18 protein-coding genes and 2 pseudogenes are annotated in these 18,905 nt (G+C 55.5%); 3 read left to right on the forward strand and 17 right to left on the reverse strand.

The annotated features are described in order from the left end of the window. The first annotated feature begins 304 nt into the window (after positions 1 to 304). Complete coding sequence (locus tag JZZ72_RS21915) at positions 305 to 952, forward strand: hypothetical protein (protein ID WP_201023423.1); 648 nt, start codon at positions 305 to 307, stop codon at positions 950 to 952. After that, positions 945 to 1,529: a hypothetical protein gene (locus JZZ72_RS21920; RefSeq protein ID WP_153002421.1), complete on the forward strand. Its 585-nt coding sequence runs from the start codon at positions 945 to 947 to the stop codon at positions 1,527 to 1,529. The genes JZZ72_RS21915 and JZZ72_RS21920 overlap by 8 nt, the downstream gene beginning before the upstream one ends. Positions 1,530 to 1,632: 103 nt before the next feature. On the opposite strand, the gene JZZ72_RS21925 is transcribed toward JZZ72_RS21920, so the two are convergent. Continuing rightward, positions 1,633 to 2,859 carry an MFS transporter gene (locus JZZ72_RS21925; protein WP_043859956.1) on the reverse strand — a complete coding sequence of 409 codons (1,227 nt, stop codon included), beginning with the start codon at positions 2,857 to 2,859 and terminating at the stop codon, positions 1,633 to 1,635. A gap of 353 nt (positions 2,860 to 3,212) precedes the next feature. Between JZZ72_RS21925 and JZZ72_RS21930 the strand changes: the two genes are divergently transcribed. Beyond that, positions 3,213 to 3,461, forward strand: coding sequence for a hypothetical protein (locus JZZ72_RS21930; RefSeq protein WP_231390615.1), 249 nt, complete (start codon positions 3,213 to 3,215; stop codon positions 3,459 to 3,461). A 91-nt stretch (positions 3,462 to 3,552) separates the two neighbouring features. Here the strand turns inward: JZZ72_RS21930 and JZZ72_RS21935 are convergent, their stop codons facing one another. The 16 genes and pseudogenes from JZZ72_RS21935 to JZZ72_RS22015 form a co-directional block, all read right to left on the reverse strand. Further along, a complete protein-coding gene (locus JZZ72_RS21935; protein ID WP_058540075.1) occupies positions 3,553 to 4,887 on the reverse strand; it encodes a di-heme oxidoreductase family protein in 1,335 nt (444 codons plus the stop codon). Further along, on the reverse strand, positions 4,884 to 6,185 hold the full coding sequence (locus JZZ72_RS21940; RefSeq protein WP_058540074.1) for an ABC transporter substrate-binding protein: 1,302 nt from the start codon (positions 6,183 to 6,185) through the stop codon (positions 4,884 to 4,886). The genes JZZ72_RS21935 and JZZ72_RS21940 overlap by 4 nt, the downstream gene beginning before the upstream one ends. Beyond that, on the reverse strand, positions 6,172 to 8,214 hold the full coding sequence (locus JZZ72_RS21945; RefSeq protein ID WP_058540073.1) for a TonB-dependent receptor plug domain-containing protein: 2,043 nt from the start codon (positions 8,212 to 8,214) through the stop codon (positions 6,172 to 6,174). Before JZZ72_RS21945 ends, JZZ72_RS21940 begins: the two co-directional genes overlap by 14 nt. Positions 8,215 to 8,535: 321 nt before the next feature. Further along, positions 8,536 to 9,051: a hypothetical protein gene (locus tag JZZ72_RS21950; RefSeq protein WP_210015144.1), complete on the reverse strand. Its 516-nt coding sequence runs from the start codon at positions 9,049 to 9,051 to the stop codon at positions 8,536 to 8,538. Between the two features lie 40 nt (positions 9,052 to 9,091). Further along, positions 9,092 to 9,291 (reverse strand): annotated as a pseudogene (locus JZZ72_RS27885) (RHS repeat-associated core domain-containing protein); the annotation flags it as partial. Positions 9,292 to 9,440: 149 nt separating this feature from the next. Beyond that, positions 9,441 to 10,058, reverse strand: coding sequence for a hypothetical protein (locus tag JZZ72_RS21960; protein ID WP_210015145.1), 618 nt, complete (start codon positions 10,056 to 10,058; stop codon positions 9,441 to 9,443). 530 nt (positions 10,059 to 10,588) lie between these two features. Beyond that, positions 10,589 to 11,017, reverse strand: coding sequence for a DUF6756 family protein (locus JZZ72_RS21965; RefSeq protein WP_148071518.1), 429 nt, complete (start codon positions 11,015 to 11,017; stop codon positions 10,589 to 10,591). A 158-nt stretch (positions 11,018 to 11,175) separates the two neighbouring features. Further along, positions 11,176 to 11,397: a hypothetical protein gene (locus JZZ72_RS21970; protein ID WP_063611984.1), complete on the reverse strand. Its 222-nt coding sequence runs from the start codon at positions 11,395 to 11,397 to the stop codon at positions 11,176 to 11,178. A gap of 90 nt (positions 11,398 to 11,487) precedes the next feature. Beyond that, positions 11,488 to 11,967, reverse strand: coding sequence for a hypothetical protein (locus JZZ72_RS21975; RefSeq protein WP_210015146.1), 480 nt, complete (start codon positions 11,965 to 11,967; stop codon positions 11,488 to 11,490). A 553-nt stretch (positions 11,968 to 12,520) separates the two neighbouring features. Further along, positions 12,521 to 12,946 carry a hypothetical protein gene (locus JZZ72_RS21980; RefSeq protein ID WP_210015147.1) on the reverse strand — a complete coding sequence of 142 codons (426 nt, stop codon included), beginning with the start codon at positions 12,944 to 12,946 and terminating at the stop codon, positions 12,521 to 12,523. A gap of 208 nt (positions 12,947 to 13,154) precedes the next feature. Continuing rightward, the gene (locus tag JZZ72_RS21985) at positions 13,155 to 13,772 is read right to left on the reverse strand and encodes a hypothetical protein (RefSeq protein ID WP_157811416.1); all 618 of its coding nucleotides are present in this window, start codon (positions 13,770 to 13,772) and stop codon (positions 13,155 to 13,157) included. Between the two features lie 922 nt (positions 13,773 to 14,694). Beyond that, positions 14,695 to 14,997, reverse strand: a complete 303-nt coding sequence (locus JZZ72_RS21990; RefSeq protein WP_210015148.1) for a hypothetical protein — start codon at positions 14,995 to 14,997, stop codon at positions 14,695 to 14,697. 4 nt (positions 14,998 to 15,001) lie between these two features. Further along, positions 15,002 to 16,172 (reverse strand): annotated as a pseudogene (locus tag JZZ72_RS22000) (RHS repeat domain-containing protein); the annotation flags it as partial. 97 nt (positions 16,173 to 16,269) lie between these two features. Next, on the reverse strand, positions 16,270 to 16,887 hold the full coding sequence (locus tag JZZ72_RS22005) for a hypothetical protein (RefSeq protein ID WP_210015149.1): 618 nt from the start codon (positions 16,885 to 16,887) through the stop codon (positions 16,270 to 16,272). A gap of 184 nt (positions 16,888 to 17,071) precedes the next feature. After that, positions 17,072 to 17,503 (reverse strand): immunity 50 family protein, encoded by a 432-nt coding sequence (locus JZZ72_RS22010; protein ID WP_210015150.1) that lies wholly within the window; start codon positions 17,501 to 17,503, stop codon positions 17,072 to 17,074. Further along, the coding region (locus JZZ72_RS22015) for an RHS repeat-associated core domain-containing protein (RefSeq protein WP_210015151.1) at positions 17,466 to 18,905 on the reverse strand (1,440 nt) is incomplete at its 5' end. The genes JZZ72_RS22010 and JZZ72_RS22015, both read right to left, overlap by 38 nt.

Here is an 18,905-nt window from a genome sequence, read left to right on the forward strand (position 1 = left end):
TGTCGGCTATTGGCCGAGCACAAACGGGCGGTAGACACGCTGATGGCAAAGTAAACAACGTCAACTACGCTGCTCGCAGTTGCCGCGTAATAGCCGGATCGAGTCCATCTTGTGGCGCCCTGCTACTTCAAACGTCGGCACCTTGGGAGGATTGATGAGTTGCTTACCCCGTCACGGCAGAGTCTCCTGCTCGCGTTGCCACACCGAGAGTGCGCCAGCATTCGATGTAGCCACTCGCACCGAGGGCGAGTGGCGTATTACGGCAAACCCGCTGGCATGGGGCAGTACTACGCCAGAGGTGGTTGTGCTGGGCTTCTCCAAGGGCCCCACTCAGGCGGGGGCACTTGCCAGCACACCTCACGACGACATCGCCTACAAGGGCAGTCGTCTCAATGTGGGCAAGATTCTGGCCCACGTGGGCCTTATCCCCGCCGCCCCGCCTGACAGGCTCAAGCAACAGGTGGACCGCCTTATTGCGGACAACGACGGGCGCTTTCATTTCGCATCGCTCATCCGTTGCACCGTAGAGCGCCACGACCGCAAGGCTGGTACCTGGAAAGGATCAGGCGGCGGGATGCTGGACAAGTTCATTGCCAGCCCGTTCGGCAAGTCGGTGGCCAGCAACTGTACAACGGCCTTTCTTCGCGACCTGCCGCAAGAGACCCGACTGATCGTGATGTTCGGCCTGGGCACGGGGATGAACTATGTCGCGTCTGCCTACGCGCTGTTGCGCCATGCCCGCCCCGGCGCATGGAAGATGATCAACGCCGTGGCCTACACAGACGGCAGAATCACCGTGGTGCATGTCGAGCACTTTGCGGCGCAAGGCGCCTTGATCCCCAACTGGCTTGGGGAAAGGGATCACCCGAGAAGCAGGCTTGGCCTGCTCTCGAAAGCGGCTGTTCAAGCATCAGGGGTCGGCAACTTCAGCGGGGGGAATGGGCATGGCTGATCAACCGGTGCTGGCGGGCAAAAACTTCCAGGCGATTCTGGCAAGCGCACCGCTGAACCAGGCGACGTTCCTTTGCCAGGGTTCGAGCAGCATGCTGTTCGAGCACGGTACCAGGCTCTATCGCCTCACGCTCGAAGGTTGCGGCCACAATTTTCTTGCCCGGCAGTGGGCCCAGGGCAACCGTAATGTCGTCGAGGTCATTCACGACTATGGCGCCGTGGGGCCCTCTGACGCTTCATTCAGGGGAAGCGAAAACGAGTTCTACTGGCTGGCCGAAGTGGAAAGGTTGATAAGCGTGGATGAGGCCAGCGAGCCGTTACTTGCCAGCCTGCTGTCGGGGTTGCTCGACGACAATGATGATCTGCCGGCCAACGCCGTGCTTGCTGAACAGTGCCTGGCCTTGGCCGGTGAGCATCCCGCGGTGGCGGGGGTGTTGATCACACTCGCCAGGGCGGCGGAATTTGCGCAGCGCCATGAATGTGACGTGGATGCCAAGCTCGACAACCTGATGCGCCGCCCCGCTACCGGGGAGCTGGTGTGGACTGACCCGCTGGGCGGGTGTTTCTATGCGCCGTAGATCAGCAATGAAGTGCTGATTTGGGTGCTATCGAATCTCAGCGATCTTGCAAGGCCGCACACGCGGCCCCATCAAGATTGACGTCAGCCCATGCGCCGGGCTGCTAGCAAGGCTGAACCGCCATTCGGTTACTGACCTTGCGCCCCAGCACCAGCACCGTGACAAAACCGCAGCCCACCAGTGCCGTGGCCAGGCTCAGCAGCACCGAGCTGCCCATCTGGTCGACGATGCGCCCGCCAAAGAACGACCCCAGCGCAATGATCACCTGAAACAAAGCCACGAACAGCGGCATGCCGCGCTCGACATCCTTGGGCGCTACCACGAACATCCAGATACTGGCGCAGGCCGGAAAGGCACCGAAGGCAAAGCCCCACAGCGCGATCAGCATCACCGCACCGGTCATGCCGGTGGCGAAGTAAGGGAACAGCGCCGTGCTGACGGCAATCATCAGCGCCACCAGCATCAGCGTGTAACGCACGCTGCGGTTGGCGGCAAACCCGGCGAAGACATTCCCCAGCACCCCGGCCACGCCATACAGCAACAGCAGCGAGCCAATGGTCGGCCCATCGAAGCCGGCGCTTTGCTTGAAAAACGGTGCCACGTAGGTGTACGCGGCAAAGTGCGCCAGGCCGATCAGCAACACCGCAATCAGGCCGACCCGGGCTTGCGGATTGATGAACAGTGCCGGCAGGTCACTGATGCGAATGGCCTTGTCGGGGTTGAGCCGCGGCAGCAGGAACACCTGGGCCAGCAGCACCGGTACACCCACCAGCGCGGTCACCAGGAAGGTCATGCGCCAGCCCATCAGGCCGCTGAGCCAGGTGCCGACGGGCACGCCCAGCACGGTGGCCAGGGTCACACCCACCATGATGATCGAGGTGGCCTGGGCTACCCCAACACCCTTGGGGGCCAGGCGGCCGCTGAGGGCGATGGCCGTGGCCCAGAACCCGCCGATGCTCACCCCCAGCAGCACACGGCCGAACAGCAGCAGGCTGAAGTCGGTGGCGTAGGCCACCACCGCATTGGCGATGATCATGATCAGGGTCAGGCCGATCAGCAGGTAGCGCCGGTCCATCGCGCCGATGCCCACCGACAGCAAGGGCGCGGCGAGTGCGGCCATGATGCCGGGCAGCGTCACCATCAGGCCGGCATGACCGGCACTGATGCCCAGGTCGCTGGCGACATCGTTGAGTACGCCCACCGGCAGAAACTCGCTGGTCACCAGGGCAAAGGCGCCCACCGCGACCGAGAGAATCGCCAGCCACTGCTGTTTGACGCTCTGTTGATTGTGTTCGGGAAGGCCGCTAGGGGCCTGGCTTGCGCTTGGCATGGTGCTGGGTTCCATGGGGGAAATGACGCCTTGAGCAGGCGCGGAAAGCGGGGAAAAATCGAAGGCGATTATACAAGCGGGTTTTACCGCGCCGACAGGCGGGCCCTTTGATAGTAATCATCAGCGCTATCGATGAAAGGCCCGTAGTAGAGCAACTGCTGCAGGCCCATGCAAGCTTGGCCCAGCTTGCCGGGCATGCCAAGCCCCGGTACCTGACGCAACATCCGCCAAGGCCCTGCCCAGCGCCTCAAATAATTTGAACCGCCTCTGGGCGAACTCGCCTAATGATCAGCATGTGGATGATCCCACAGGCAACGTGCCAATACCGGCAAGCGCTATCAGAGGTGGTCAACGTGGCTAAGGACGAGAAGAAAAGCAAAGACGGGTCTTCAAAAGCCAGCAAGGATTTGAAAGACAAGAAGTCATCATCGGCAAAGAAATCAGCTGCGGCATCGGCTCTTTCCAAAGCCTCTGAAAAGAAAGAAAAGAAAGACAAGAAAAAAGATGCCGAACCCAAGAAATCTGCAAAAAAATCGGACAGCAAGCCAGAGAAGGCCAAGAAGTCGGACAAGGCAGATAAACCTGCGAAAAAGAAAAAGTGACGGTTGCGATTGGCCAGGGCTTCATGCCCTGGCCTTCTCACGCTGAATCGCGCTCCCGTCACTGAGAGATGATCGCCTTGGGTCCAGCGCCCTACAGCGACTCAAGAAACGCCCGAATCGCCGCCCGTTCCTTCGCCCCCAGCGTTACATAGCGCTGCCGGGCCACTTGCGCTTCACCTCCATGCCACACGATGGCTTCCTCCAGCGTGCGCGCTCGGCCGTCGTGCAGGTAGCCACTGCCGGGGTTGATCCGCTCACCCAACCCAAGCCCCCACAGCGCAGGGGTGCGCCACTCGCGGCCATTGGCGAGAAAGTCCTCACGGCCATCGGCCAACCCCTCGCCCATGTCGTGCAACAACAAATCGGTGTACGGCGCGATCCGTTGCTGGCTCAGCGCCGGGTACAGCGGGTGTGTGCCCGTGACCAGTTCGGGCCGGTGACAGGCCGTGCAGCCAATCGCGGCAAACAGTTTTTTACCCTGCACAACCGCAGGCTCGGCCTGCTGCCGGCGCGCAGGCACGGCCAGGTGGGCGAGGTAGAAATGCAGGTCACCAAGCTGCATCGCGTCCAGCTCCGGCTCGCCGCCGTGGGGCGCCTGCGCGCAGGCCTGTTGGGCAGGGGTGCAGTTCTGCTCAGGAGCCAGCGTGGAGGTGATGCCCAGGTCGCCCAGCATGGCGTGGGCGATCTGTTGGCGCAGGTCGGGCTGGTTGGCCTTGAGGCCAAAGCGGCCCGCCTCGGCACGCTGTCGCTCCACACTCCACACCTGATTGACGCGCCCGGTCACGCCGTCGGGCTTGGCTTCAGCCGCCATGGCCTGCAGCGTGCTGGCCTCGATGGCCTCCAGCAAACCGAGGCCGAATACCGGCGAGCCCACCCGCGCCGAGGTCAACACCCCGTCCAGTGGCCCATAGGCCAGCTCGCGCAGTTCGACACGCGGCGTGCGCAGCATCACGGTTTCGCCATCGCCCAGCGGCACCGCGTGTTCCTGCCAGTACACATGGGCCCGCCCTTCCCCCGGCACGCCGGGCACACCTTGGTCGTTGAGCTGGTCGCCATACACAGGATGAGGCTTCGGCCCGCCGTGGGCATCGCGGCCCGGCACGGACAGGCGCAGCAACAGGCTGCGCATCGCCTCCCCCTGCTGCGGCGCCTGGCCACGACCGTTCTTGGGGTGGCAGGCGATGCACGACACCCGGTTGTACAACGGCCCGAGCCCATCCACCGCTTCATCGCGAGACGGTGCGACCACCCACGCCTGCCGGAACAGGCTGCGCCCTCGAAAGAAGCGCTCCAGCTGGCCTTCGTCCAGCCCGGCGAAGGGCTGGGCGTAGGCTTCACGGTTGACCGCGGTGTGGGTGACATCGGCGCTGGCGAGCGCGCTCACCAGCAAACCGATCGACAGCCCGGCGATGCGCACAACGGTCACTGACCCAGCCCCTCCAGCAACCGCGCCGCCTCTGCCCGCTGCAGCGCGGCCTGGAACTGCCAGGTGATCTCGGTACGGCCCAATGCATCCTGGTCGGTTGCCGGCTCGTGGGCCATGCCCTTGTCCTGACGTGCCGCGAACAGGCCCAGCAACGGCTTGGCCTCGGCTTGCCCGGCAGTCAGTGGCGGCGCGGTCAACAACTGACGTATGGCGGCTACGTCATGCCCCGCCGCTTCGGCCGCGTGCAGCCGCGTCCAGAGTTCGTTCAGCGCCTCGTGGGGCAGGCCCAGCCATTGGGTGAACAGCGAACTGATCAGCGCCAGGCGTTCGCGCGAGCTGCCGTTGCCGTAGTCATAGGCGCCGTGCCCTGCGGCAACGAACGGGTCGTGGTACTGCGCGGGCAGCTGCGCATACACGCTCGGGCGCACCGGCAGCTTGCGAATGTCGGCATCGGCCAGCAGCGCCTGCCCGGCGTCGGACAACACGTACCGTGCGAACGCCCGGGCACCGGCCGGCGCCTGGGTGCTTGCGGTAATGGCGATGAATGCCGGGTTGAGCCCACCGTGGGCCGGGTACACGAAGTCCACCGGCTCGCCGTTGGCCTTGGCCGAAGCGACGAAGAAGTCGATCGACAAGCCAACCGCTGCCCGCCCGCTGGTGACCTCGTCACTCACCAGCGTACCGCCGCGCGTGACCAGCCGCGCCTGCCCGGCCAGTTCGCTCCACAGCGCCCAGCCGCGCTCCCAGCCATAGGCGCGCAGCACGATATCCAGCAGCACCGGGGCAAACCCTACCCGGCCCGGGTCGGGCAGCGCCACCCGCCCGCGCAAGCGAGCGTCGAGCAGGTCGGGCCAGTCCTTGGGCGTGGGCACGCCCAGCTCGGCCAGCGACGCGGTGTTGATGGCAAAGCCGTAACCTGCCAGCTCGGTCGCCTGGTACAGGTTTTTTTGATCACGCAACGCCAGGCCGCCGATCTGCGCCGGCAGGCCCTCCAGGCTGATACCCAGCGGCTGCCAACTGCCCGCCTTCGCCAGCCGGGTGAAGTTGCCCGGCGACGGCGCCCAGTACACATCCACCCCGCCCTGTCTGGCTTGCAGCAGGTAGGGCAAGGCATCGAAGCCCTGGCGCCAGAGGACCTGCACGCGATACTCCGGGTGGGCCTGGGCGAAGCCATCCTCCACCCGCGTCATCACCTCCTCGGGGTAGCTGGTCATCACCACCACGCTTTGCGGGGCCGCGCTCAGCAGGCCGCTGAACGCCAGCAGCAGGCCCGCCAGCCAGCAGTTACAGCGGCACATTGAATTGCACGAAGTATTGGCGGCCCATTTCCGGGTAGCCCTCGCTGTACTCGTACAGGCGGTCGAACAGGTTGCGCACGCCGCCCTCGATCAGCACGTCGTTGCTGAAGCGGTAGCCGGTCTTGAGGTTGTACACCGCGTAGCCCGGTGCCATCTGGGTGGCGTCGGAGGTGTTGTAGCGACGCGAGGCCGCCTCCACGCTGGCGGTGTGCTTCCAGGCGTCGAGGTTCCACGAGGCCGAGCCGAACAGGCTGTGGCGCGGGGTGTCGGTGGGGTGCAGGTCGCGGTCGCTGCGGTTCTCGCGGTCGAGGAAGGTGTAGTTGGCTGCCAGCTCCCACTCGCCCAGGTCGCCGTTGATGCCCAGCTCCACCCCCTGGTTGCGCGCCTTGGCGATGTTCTGGAACTGGCCGCAGGGCGCGGCGCAGTTGTCCTGCGCGGGCACGGTGACCTTCTGGATGGAGTCTTCGATATTGGCCACGAACAGCGCCGCGTCCAGCTGCCATTGCGGGGCAACCTGGCCGCTGTAGCCGAACTCGTAGTGCGTGGCGCGTTCGGACTTCAGGTCCGGGCTGGGGATGACCGTACCGAAGCGGGTCGAGTAGCGGTCCTTGATGGTCGCAAAGCGGCTTTTGCGCGCCACGGTGAGGCGCAGTTGGCCGTTGTCATCGGTGCCCAGCAGCGGGTTGGTGTTGGCGAACAGGCCGAGCTGCGCGTTGACCGCGTCGTTGCTGCCGGTGGGTTCGTCGTACAGCACGGCCTGCTTGGGCGAGCTGGCGGTGGTGCCGTAGTTTTCGGCATCCAGGCTCTTGCGGTAGTTGTAGGAAACGCCGCCCACCACGCTGAAAATCTCGTTCAGGCGCAGGGTATCTTCCAGGGCAATCGACTGGGTCTGGTCGCGAAAGTGGGTTTGCGGGCTGTCGCCATCGCGGGAGCGGTGCACGTCATCCTTGAAGTGGTAGGCGATGCCCAGGCGGTTGTTTTCGGTCAGGGCCAGGTCGGCTTCCACCGAGAAGCCGGTGCTCTCGTCGTCGTACTTGCTCGGGAAGCCCTTCTGCAGGTTACCCACCACGCCGTTGCGGTAGGCGAAGCTTTCCAGCGAGTTCTTGAAGGTGTCGTGGTACACGCGGGTTTTCAGAAAGTGCTCGCCAAAGCCGGTTTTGGTGGCGATGAACACACTGGTGTTGTCCGAGCGCGGCCACTCCCACCAGCGTGCGCGCTGGCCGGTCGGCGGCAGCTTGCCGGCATAGGTGGGCTGGCCCTTGCTGCCCTCCTGCTGAACGTAGCCGAGCACGTATTCATCGGTTTCGTTGGGGGTGAAGCCCAGCTTGAAGCTGAACTTGGTGTCGCGGTGGTCGCTGTTCTCGCGCCGGCCGGTGCCTTGCTGGTTGTTGGTGGGTTTGAAGTCGTCGGGCAGCAGGGTGTAGTCGTAATCCACATACGACACCCCGCCCTGCATCCACCACGCGCCCTGGTTGGAACCCACGTTGGCGTAGGTGCGGTAGGCGTTCACGTTGCCGTGATCGGTCAGCTCAAGCCCCCCGCCCACTTCGCCTTCGAATTCCTGCACCGGGCGCCGGGTAACCAGGTTGATCGCCCCGCCCAGGGTGTTGGGGCCGTACAGCAGCGAGGCAAAGCCCTTGTCCACCTGGATGCGCGACAGGTCGTAGGTGGTGAAGCGGCCCAGGTCGATGTTGCCGTCGTAGGGCACGTAGGTGGGGATGCCGTCGATATACACCGGCACCTGCAGGCGATCGAAGCCGCGCACGAACACCACCTGCTCGGCGCGACCGCCGATATAGCCCAGGTTGACGCCGGGGGCCAGGGTGAGCGCGCTGGCGACGGTTTCGCGGTCGTGCAGGCGGATGTCCTTCAGGTCGATGACCGAGCCGCCGGTGGACAGGGTTTCGTCCTGGGGCGCGGAGATCTGGATTTCGCCGAGGGTGAAGGTGTTTTTCTGCTCCGCGAGGGCGGATTCAGCGCCCAGGGCTGCGACGGCAACCATCAGGGCGTGCGGTGTTAGCGGCTTCATTGCTGCTCCTGTGTCGGCCTTGACGTAGGCGGCGCCCGGGCGACGTTGTGTATTATTTTATATAGCGACCGACGGTTTTTCTGGTCACGACCTCCCCAGGAGGTGATCAGCCGGTGGTTGCTATAGGGGGAAAGCGGGATGGCGGGTGGGCCAAACGGCAGGAATGCTAGCGTTGTTCACAGGACGTTACAACGCTGTACACAAAAATATATAGCGAATTGACCAACCCAGAAGCGGGGCTTCTAGCGGCTTTGCGCTCGACGGCAAGGTGTCAGCGGAGTGCCGGCAAGCGCATCGAACCCCCTACCCCTCAGGCACGCGCTACATCGTCTGTCGAGGGATGGCATAAATACGTACAAGTTCCTCGTTGCAGGCGTGGTCAAAGAACCTGCTCTCTAGAAAAACGAAGCTCTCAACGAAGGCGCAGGTCGTGAACAGCTGCTTGACCTTGGTCATTTCCATTGAGTCCGTTTCAGGTTGATTCTTGATAAGCGTTTGGCGAAGTGCGCCGGCTGCAGTACTTGGGTATATGAAGAGTTGGGGCACCAACGTGGAGCCACCGCTGGCATCGAAGCGTGTGAAGGTGATGGCAGTCAGCTCTAACTGCCTTTGATTGCTGCGGGCGAGTGCACGCACGGTATTCAATACGAAAACAGCAAGCCCCAACAGAAAATCCGAGATGTCTTTTTTCTCAAGTTTCCTTTGTAATTTTTTTAATCTGCTGTCCCGTGAAATGATGGGGTATTCTTCAAAATCGTCGAACGCGCCTGCCAGGCAACGCAGATCATTGTAGGCTTCTTTTTTTATTATCTTTGCGTACAACCCATGTAACTTCATCTATTTGAATCTCAGCATACGTATTTTTAATGTAAACCACCGGGGCGCGGCATTGCATATTCAATCCACGCGAACAACTAATCGGGCTCTGCCCACTAAATCGCCTTACCACGGATCATAGTACCGATACCGGTTGTAATGCAGCCTGGTCTCACGGTTGTGATACTGCCCCTGAAACCGTAGCGGGTTACCCAGTCCTACCTGCTTTGCCCAAGCCGACCACTCCTCATGCACCTCACCAGCGTGCTCGCCGCATTGACCGCCTGGATCAGCTTGCTATTGCCGGCATAGGCAAACCGCTCGGTCTGCGGCTGGACACCCAGGCTGGCGGTACGTCCGGCCAGCCGTCCCATGGGGTCAAAACGTAGTTCATCACAACGATGGCCGCCCTACCAACAGGGCATTTCTCGCATATTTTCGATGAACACTAGGCGCCCTTCATCGCCTACTAAGTTTTCTAACTTAGTCAAGAAACCATCCATGTCTTGGGAGATCAAATAAAATGCCCCCCAGCCATGCTCTTGCGAACATTGAGAAATCCCAAAATATGCGCAAGAAGATAGCAGACTTTCATACAATGGTTCTTCAATCCGGCTGTCATCTTGCAGGAAGTGCGACAACTCAGAAGGCTCTGGCTTCTCAGTGTGCCTATAGCGGGAAAGAATGCTGTATTTTTTCATGGCTAGCACATGGCGCACATGCGAGGCAACTAAACTGCTAAATGCGCCACCTTTATCTTTGAAGAAAAAATTCGGCATGCCTCCCTTGGGGAATACTCCTGGATGATCAACACTGCCTGAGCCGCGTAAGCAGTAACACCCTCCTAACAATTCATCTAAAATACTTTCAGCTACCTGATTCACATCGAACCCCAGCTTACCATTCGGATCACGCGCCATTACAGCAGAAAGCTCATCATTACCATTTGCCGGTAGTGAAGATATACGCCCATTGGCGTATTTTTTTAGATACTTAAATTCCGATCTGCAAATTAAAACTTCGAACATCCCAGGTACCCCGGATAAGTAAATACTATGACTTCGCCTTTCTTGTTTTTCGCGTGCACATGCGGCCCGTCGTGAGGAGCAGGAAATCCTTCGCCTAACATATGAGGGTGCCCGTCTGGGTGATCAAAAACTAGCGGCTTAGCCTCCCTGAACGCCGCATGGGCATGCGTTGCCTATAAATTTTTCGGCTCGTTTGAATGTGTCCTCCCTAACTTTGAGATCCCTCTTTGCTTGGCTTGTCTTTCAATTCTGTGATTTTCAACTTTGCGCCCTCTGCTGTGAGTGGATTTTCTTGGTTCCAACTCACCGACTCTTCAAGGTTTTTTCCTTGTGCTTGAATACGTCCCCTGTGTGCGGCCAAGCCTAAAGGATCAATCCATCCGGCTGAGCTAACGACGTAACTATAGAGGTTCAGGCCGCCGTAATAGCTAATATCCAGAATGTATCGCTTTGAGTATTTTTCTCGCTACGACCTCATTAAATAGATCGAAATTTCCTAAGCTCAACCACTAAATATAAATACACCTCAACTATAAACCTCCCCCTCTACAAACCAAGATCTCACCATGATCATTCTCAGCCAGCATCCAAGAAATATTTTCATCGACCACGTAATACTCAAAAAAACGACAACTTTCAATAATATTCTGAACTTTATTCAATGGAATAAAAAATACAAATTTTTCCTTGTTATCATCATCCACTACAAACCAAACTTTATCATTACCTGCGGGAAATATTTCAAGCAAGTGTTGATAGCCAGAATTGTCCGGAAAGCTATACACTTCCGGCTTACTGACCAGTGATAACCACCAAGCCCTAGGGGTTCCTGAGATGAATCTCTTTTCAATCAAAGAAGTAACTCTTTCTTTATCTTCGATTTCGTTAGGACTCAGCCCCTCTGAAATCAATGCAGCAGACAACTCTGACCTCAAATTTACTTCTTCACTCTCACACATAACTTTACCTATTTCTTATCAGACCGGTGAGGATGTAGCTCCAGCCGGACAACAAATTTTGCAAATCCTCAAAAATGCTGTATTGCAGCGCACTCAAAACACCAGATGCTATATGCATGCACTTTTAACCGAGTCTAGTCGCCCCCCCAATAAACGCCTTAGCCCAACCAATCAACAACCCAACCCGACTCTGCAAAGTACTTTATCAAACTCTCTTTCGACTCAATCCAGTCATCAAACCCCACGCTGAAATCATATTTATTTGAGGTTAATACATAATAACCGTCCGTATCACCCAAATCAAAAATCACCTTAACATACAACCCCGCATCGTGACCGCTGACAACTTTACCGACTACACCTAGAGGTGGCATCTTCATCATCACTCGCAAGTAAGTAACTTGCCCTCATTATACATAACGGGCGAGCAGGATCATACCTGCCTGCCTAGTGCGGCTTTAGACTGAAATCTACTTGAGGTCGTTATTTTCTTCGGATGAAAGCCCTATGGTAACGAATATCTCCCCCGTATCTTCATCCAATATATATCGTGCCAAGGCATGCTCCGCACCAAATTCTTTCAAAATCTTAGAGTTCCAGCTTTCAGATACTATTACAGCAACCTCCATGGCCTGATCAAACGAAAGCTTGTCGAATACGCCCGTTATCTCTAGCAGGTTCACCCAGAACTGAGTTTTACCAGGCGTGCTTTTCACATCTAAATGCTGTTGGTATAACTCGGCATCAAACAACTCAACAACAAAAACCTTGCCATCTAGCATTTTGAACGCCGGCCATATAAGTCTAGCGAACCAAAGAATAAAATCGCCTGCAAGCTCGTGCGACTTATAAATTGAACACAAATAATCAACGCCCGTCACAACATGATCATTATTCGCTAAAGCAAATGATTTATAATCATATGATTTGAAATGGTTTGACTCATTCACCTTTTGGAACCTCATGTGGGAGAGGTGCTAATACACGCCCCTGGTGTATAAGAACCCTACCATCTGGCGTGGACTCTTTTTTGCTTATTTAATATTCGGCCTAGGATATTTCCGTGGTCTTTTCCCGACACACGGTACTGCTTCCACGTACCATCCCCATAGTGTGTCGTTTACTGGCCATCACTCCGCAACTTGACTCTCCATGATCAACATCAGGGCATAACTATCTCAACGTTGCACGCGGTGTTTTTTCGTTTACTGCAACCGCCCGACTAACTATTGGATGCTCGTTGCGCTACAACTTGATTAGCACCTCTCTCCCGACGTCTTCATTGCAATGCCATGTCTCGTATTGCAATGTTTACTGGCGGAGAAAAAACCCAATAACATCATGAGAAATTGTATTGCTTTGCGTGATGTACTTGTCATGATTTATCCTTTCGGCCCTTTGTGCTTCTCCTTCATTACATCGCCATATTCATTGAGGATTGCTCACCTGGCGGCTGCATTTCTTTTAGAAAATGCCAACTCCCAATGGAAACTTCCACACACTTTATTTAGTATTGATTGAAGATTTGATTTTTTTCCTAGAAGCCTCCATATCATCAAAAACCGAATCAACAATAGAAATTCCTTCTTCAGCAAGGAACCTATCGACTTCACGATCAATAATCCCTAAAAAAACACGATAACTAGCTTCGGCAAAAAAACGACCCTGATAAAAAATAGAAAGCCTTTCTCCTTTAATCTTAAATAATAACGCAAAAGATGAATCAACTCCGATAAATTCAAAAGATTTTGTGCTTTTCAATTTCACCAAGCCATCAATTAAGGAGGTAATTGACAAATATATCATCATCCGAAGTCTTGAATCATCCTTGGAGTCTATACCTTGATCGCCAGAGGAAAGCCTTATATCCCCCATGTCAAATCCTTCTGGCTCACCGCCCTCTTCGGATCTCGAAATGTAGAACTCCATAACTATTAGCCTCCTCTAACAGGAAAAACCGTAATTGCCCTATTTCCATCATGAGAGTCGAATACACCTCGAACCCGGAGCGCCTGGTTCAGCTTGCCATTGTCGGCATAGGCAAAGCGCTCGTTCTGCGACTGGTCACCCTGACTGGCGGTATGCGCGCCAGCCGTCCCATGGGGTCAAAACGCGGATCATCACAACACTGGCCACCCTACCAACAGGGCATTTTTCGCATATTTTCGATGAACACTAGGCGCCCTTCATCGCCTACTAAGCTTTTTAGCTTGTTCAAGAAACCATCCATATCTCTCGCGATCAAATCGAAGGCACCCCGCCCATGCTCTCCCGAGCGCTGCAAAATCCCAAAATATTCGCAAGAAGATAATAGCTCTTCATACAATGGGCGTTCAATCCACTTATCATCAGGTAAGAATAACGACAAAGCTGAGGGTGATGGTTTCTCAATACTTCTGTGCCGAGAAATAACAATATATTTTTTTAAAGCTACAATATAGCTTTCATGCTTCATTACCATTTCACAAAAAGCACCCCCGCTGTCCTTAAAAAAGAAATTTGGCAGCCCTCCATTTCTCCTTTGCCTTGGGGGATAAATGGTATCCGGAGAGTTAAAACAATAGCATTCATCAAGCAGCGAATTTAGTACTTTTCGCGATGCAGCATCTGCATTAAACCCTAACGCCCCACTCATGCCACGCGCCATAACAACTGAAAACTCATCATCTTCATTTGCTGGCAGCGAAGATATAAGTTCGTTGGCTCCTTTCTTGAAGTCCTTGAACCTTGACCGATGCACCAAAACCTCAAACATCTTATTCACCCTGGATAAGTAAACACTATAGTTTGCCCTTTCTTATTTCGCGCATGCACATGCGGTCCATCATGATGATCGGGAAACCTTTCCCCCACCATGTCAGGATGCCCATCTGGGTGGGCAAAACTAGTGATTCATCATATTTTCCTTCGCGCCCCAACGTAGTTCCTTTAACGCACAGGCATGTGTAGTTTTTACCTTTACTCGTATCCTTAAGCCGGGTAACCGGAATGTTCTCTGCTTGCTGCAACTGCCTGCCTAACAATAGAGTGATCGTCGCCCGACAGCTTGATAAACACACTTTCCTCTGCCTCTCTCTTCATTGCGACACTATGTCTCGTGTTGCAATTCTTGCTGCGGGACAAAAAACCAATCAGCCAAAAAGAAATTGTACTGCCCTAAATTATGCATCCTTCATAACCTGGATATTTATTGGCAACGTCCGGCCAGACTTCATGATTCGCCTATTCGATCACACCCCTACTGTTACCAATAGCAACAGAACTTTCAACTAGACCAATAAATTCTTCTGCAGAACTAATCATTTTCGATCCTGGTATTTGAGTAATACTTAGGTCGATAGGGCGCCCAATTGGGCTCTTTGTGCTTCCCTCTCATCACACTTCCATGCTCGTCAAGATCGTGATCGCTCCAAATACCAGCAGCACTTGCTGAAGGACAACTACCGCACCGTTACGCGCTTAAAAAACCTACAGAAATTATGCAATTTTTATCTCATTGGTTTGCGCTACGCAGTGGTTGAGAAAGTCCTTCCATACATCACCTAGGGATTCGATTAATTTCGATGACGTACACACCCCTATTGCTGCATAGATATAATGCAACATCTAACCGCAGCCATATGCTGCCTACCTGCTCTAAAACCCTAAACCACTAAATGCATTTCAATAACCACTAGTCAGATTTTCTCTATCTTAGGGAACATTGAACTATACCAATAGCAGCCTGGATTTTTTAGCCATCCACCATGCCTCCCCTTTGATAACACCGCCAAAGGCACAAGATCAACACCATAGCGATAAAGCAATGCAATCAACTCTCGAACATTGTTGACGGTGATTTTTCTACCATCCAGTTTTATATTTAAATTTCGACCGTCCCCTACGCACCCCTTGAAGGCCTGAACATCTTTCAACCCGTAGAAAAAACGATCTTCATCATTTCTGGACAAGAATTTCGGAAGAGCAATTTCAACAATCATTAAGTTAGCGCCTTTTACCGCCTGGATAGACGTTTTCATAATCGCCATTAGGCATCTGAAGATCCCAATGAGGCCCACCATGCGCGCTAGAACCTCGGCCTGTAGGAACCCATACGTTTTCATCTTTGTCTAGCCACCCAGAACCTCGTCCATCATCAAGCCTTACCCACGTTTCTCCTCGTTTGCACTCGCAAAACCCCTCCCGTTCCCCTGGCTTCCCTGGTGCTTTCGAGCCTTCGAAATCGTGCGCATCGTTTGGAGGCTTCCGAACTTGATACTTGTTCTTCGCCAGTCCCAGCGAATCCATCCAACCCACTGGATTTGGCGCATATTGATAGAGATTGAGTCCACCCAAGTAACTAATCGGGTCTTGGCTAAGGAATCGCCCAAACCCCGGATCATAGTACCGATACCGGTTGTAGTGCAGGCCAGTCTCCCGGTCGTGATACTGCCCCTGAAACCGTATCGGATTGCTCAGCCCGATCTGCCTCGCCCAAGCCGACCGCTCCTCACGCACCTCCCCCCACGCCTTGTACTGCCCCGCCCACGCCATCTCGCCATTGTGGTCGGTCAGCTCCATTGGCGTGCCCAGGTGATCGCACTGGTACCACGCAAGCGCATCAAACGCCTGCGGCGGCATGTGCGTTTGCCACAGCGGGTCCTGGTCGAAGTCGTAACTGCGCTGGCTCCAGTCCGGCTGCTTGTGCAGCCGCACCGGCCCCCTGCGCAGGGCCTGGGCCACCGGCACAAAGCTGCCCGGCTCATACAGGTAATGCACCGTGCGGCCCGTATCGCCTTCATCACACGGCGGGGAGCTTTCCCACGCCAGTGTGTCGCCGTCCCAGCCAAACAGCGTGAAGCCACAGTCCAGCTCACGCTGGCGCTTGGCCCGTTCAAGCTGATTCCAGCCCGTGCCGGCCTGCGGCTTGTTCGAATAATGCGCAACCGAGTGTTTGTGCAATCGCCGCCAGAGGGCGTCATAGCTGTACTCGACCTTGAGCTTGTCGTCACTGTGGCTATCGTGGATATCGGTCAGTTGCCCGGCAGCATCGGGCTAACCGTCCGGCCGGGTTCCAGGCCTGGGTCTGCATCAGCCTGTTGCCCTGATGGCGCACCACTTCACGGTGCAGGTCATCGCACTCGTAGCTGAGTATTTCGTGATGGTCGAGCTTCATGACCGTGCGATCGTAGGCAAGCTCTCGGACTGCGACTAATCAGTCAGGTGAGTCGTACGTTCGGCCAGCCACGCAGGTCAATATTGCGTTGACCGCACTACCAACAAGGCATATCCCGCATATTTTCGATAAACACTAGACGCCCATGATCACCCACCAAGCGTTCTAATCTGTTAAGAAAATAATCTATATCATGGGAAATCAAATCAAACGCCCCCCACCCGTGCTCTTCCGAGTGCTGTAAAATCCCAAAGTACTCGCACGAAGACAGCAAGTGTTTATATAGTTCATTTTCGAGGCGACCACCATCCCTCACAAACTCAGCCAGCATGGAAGGCAGAGGCACTTCAATATGCTTATGCCGGGAAATGATATTATATTTTTTTAAACTCAATACATAACACTCATGCTCCAACAACAAACCATTGAACGCACCACCTTTATCTTTGAAAAAATAATCTGGCATTCCACCCTCACGCCGTTCTCCTGGGTGGAAAATAGTGTCAGGAGCATCAAGGCAATAGCACTCGCAAAGTAACGCATTCAGGATACTTCGCGCCGCTGGACTAACGTTAAACCCCAACAACCCATTTGTACCACGAGCCATAACAGCAGCAAACTCATCCTCATCACTCGCTGGCAAAGAAGATATAAGATCACTGCCTCCTTTCTTGAAATATTTGAATTTCGACCTGTGAACCAAGATATCCAACATTTCCCCAATCACCCTGGATAAGTAATCACTAACGTTCAGATTACCCGCTCCTTCATGGAACCACTGCAGCTTGCTTGCCGAGTTGATCGCCTGGATCAGCTTGCCATTGCCGTCATAGGCAAAGCGCTCGGTCTGCTACTGACCACTTAGCTGGTCAGCCAGCTAATCGGGTAGAAGCAACCCGTTAAGGCGTACCAATGAGCCCATACCGAACGCTTTCAACACGCACCCAATCACAAATTAATTTAAGTCGACTATTATTCTCGCAGTGTATCGTTACAGCTGCGACATCATCCACGACATCAAATAAAATTTCACAAACTACGTTTGCATGCCCCCACTCACTAAAGCTCACGCACCTACTCCCTATAAATGACAGCTCAATGCAGACCTGATCGTACTTCTCCGGCCACTTGGCTGGACTTTTTCTAGGTTTATTTTGAGTAAGAAACTTAACTGAGACCCTTGGCTCATCTCGCTTAAAGTTAATCTCAGAAATCTCTGAACCTGCAAAATCTGGCACCTCCCCATACATTGAGGTCAAGGCTTGCGGATTCATTACTTTAGAATAATTCATCTTATTTCTTATTCCGACAGCCAAAATAATAGTGATCATCCATGCCCTCTACAGTTCCTGTTCGAGTGTCACTTGCAGGTCGAACATTGTGATGGGACGGCTGATCCCCAACACCTCCTGCACCATAATTGTGACCTGCCGAATGGTCCTGAATAACGAAATCCTTTCCATTCACGCGATAAGTTAGCTCTCTAGTCATAGTTGGTTTTTTATCTTCGTTTAAAATCCACTTACCATTTGAATCGGTAAGCGGCACCATTTTTTGGCCGGCTGGATGCTGATTTTTAGGAATGCCCAACTGTCGACGCATTTCCCGCAAACTCGCACGTCTGGTATGAGCGCATGCAAGACCCAGTGGATCAGCGTAGCTAACTGGATTTAAAGCATACTGGTGGAGATTGATCCCGCCTGCATAGCTAATAGGGTCTTGGCTAAGAAATCGCCCAACCCCCGGATCATAGTACCGATACCGGTTGTAATGCAGCCCAGTCTCCCGGTCGTGATACTGCCCCTGAAACCGTATTGGGTTACTTAGCCCAACCTGCCTTGCCCAGCCCGAGCGCTCCTCACGCACCTCCCCCCACGCCTTGTACTGCCCCACCCACGCCATCTCGCCATTGTGGTCGGTCAGCTCCATTGGCGTGCCCAGGTGATCGCACTGGTACCACGCAAGCGCATCAAACGCCTGCGGCTGCATGTGCGTGTGCCACAACGGGTCCTGGTCGAAGTCGTAACTGCGCTGGCTCCAGTCCGGCTGCTTGTGCAGCCGCACCGGCCCCCTGCGCAGGGCCTGGGCCACCGGCACAAAGCTGCCCGGCTCATACAGGTAATGCACCGTACGGCCCGTATCGCCTTCATCACGCGGCGGGGAGCTTTCCCACGCCAGTGTGTCGCCGTCCCAGCCAAACAGCGTGAAACCACAGTCCAGCGCACGCTGGCGCTTGGCCCGTTCAAGCTGATTCCAGCCCGTGCCGGCCTGCGGCTTGTTCGAGTAATACGCAACCGAGTGTTTGTGCAGTCGCCGGCCGAGGGCGTCATAGCTGTACTCGACCTTGAGCTTGTCGTCGCTGTAGCTCTGCAGCCGGTCGAACAGGTTCCAGGTGAACTGCGCACGCACGCCGTTGTGCAGCCGTTCGGCGAGGTTGCCGCGCGCGTCGTAGGTGTAATGGGTGCCGGCGTACTCGCGCAGCAGGTTGTCCATCAACCTGTTGCGTTTCGGGGCCTGGCCCAGCGGGCGGTTGAGCTGCTGCGTCTTCTCGTCCAGCAAGTTACCCGCCGGGTCGAACGCGAATGTCTCCACCCCCAGGCGACTGGTGGCCTGCAACAGGCGACCGACAGGGTCGTACTGGTAGGCCAACTGACCACGTCGGCTGTCGTGAATGTCGGTGAGTTGCCCGGCGCCATCGTACTGGTACTGACGCTTGAGCAACGTGGACTTGCC

Source organism: Pseudomonas palmensis (assembly GCF_017848315.1).
GTDB classification, from domain to species: Bacteria; Pseudomonadota; Gammaproteobacteria; order Pseudomonadales; family Pseudomonadaceae; genus Aquipseudomonas; species Aquipseudomonas palmensis.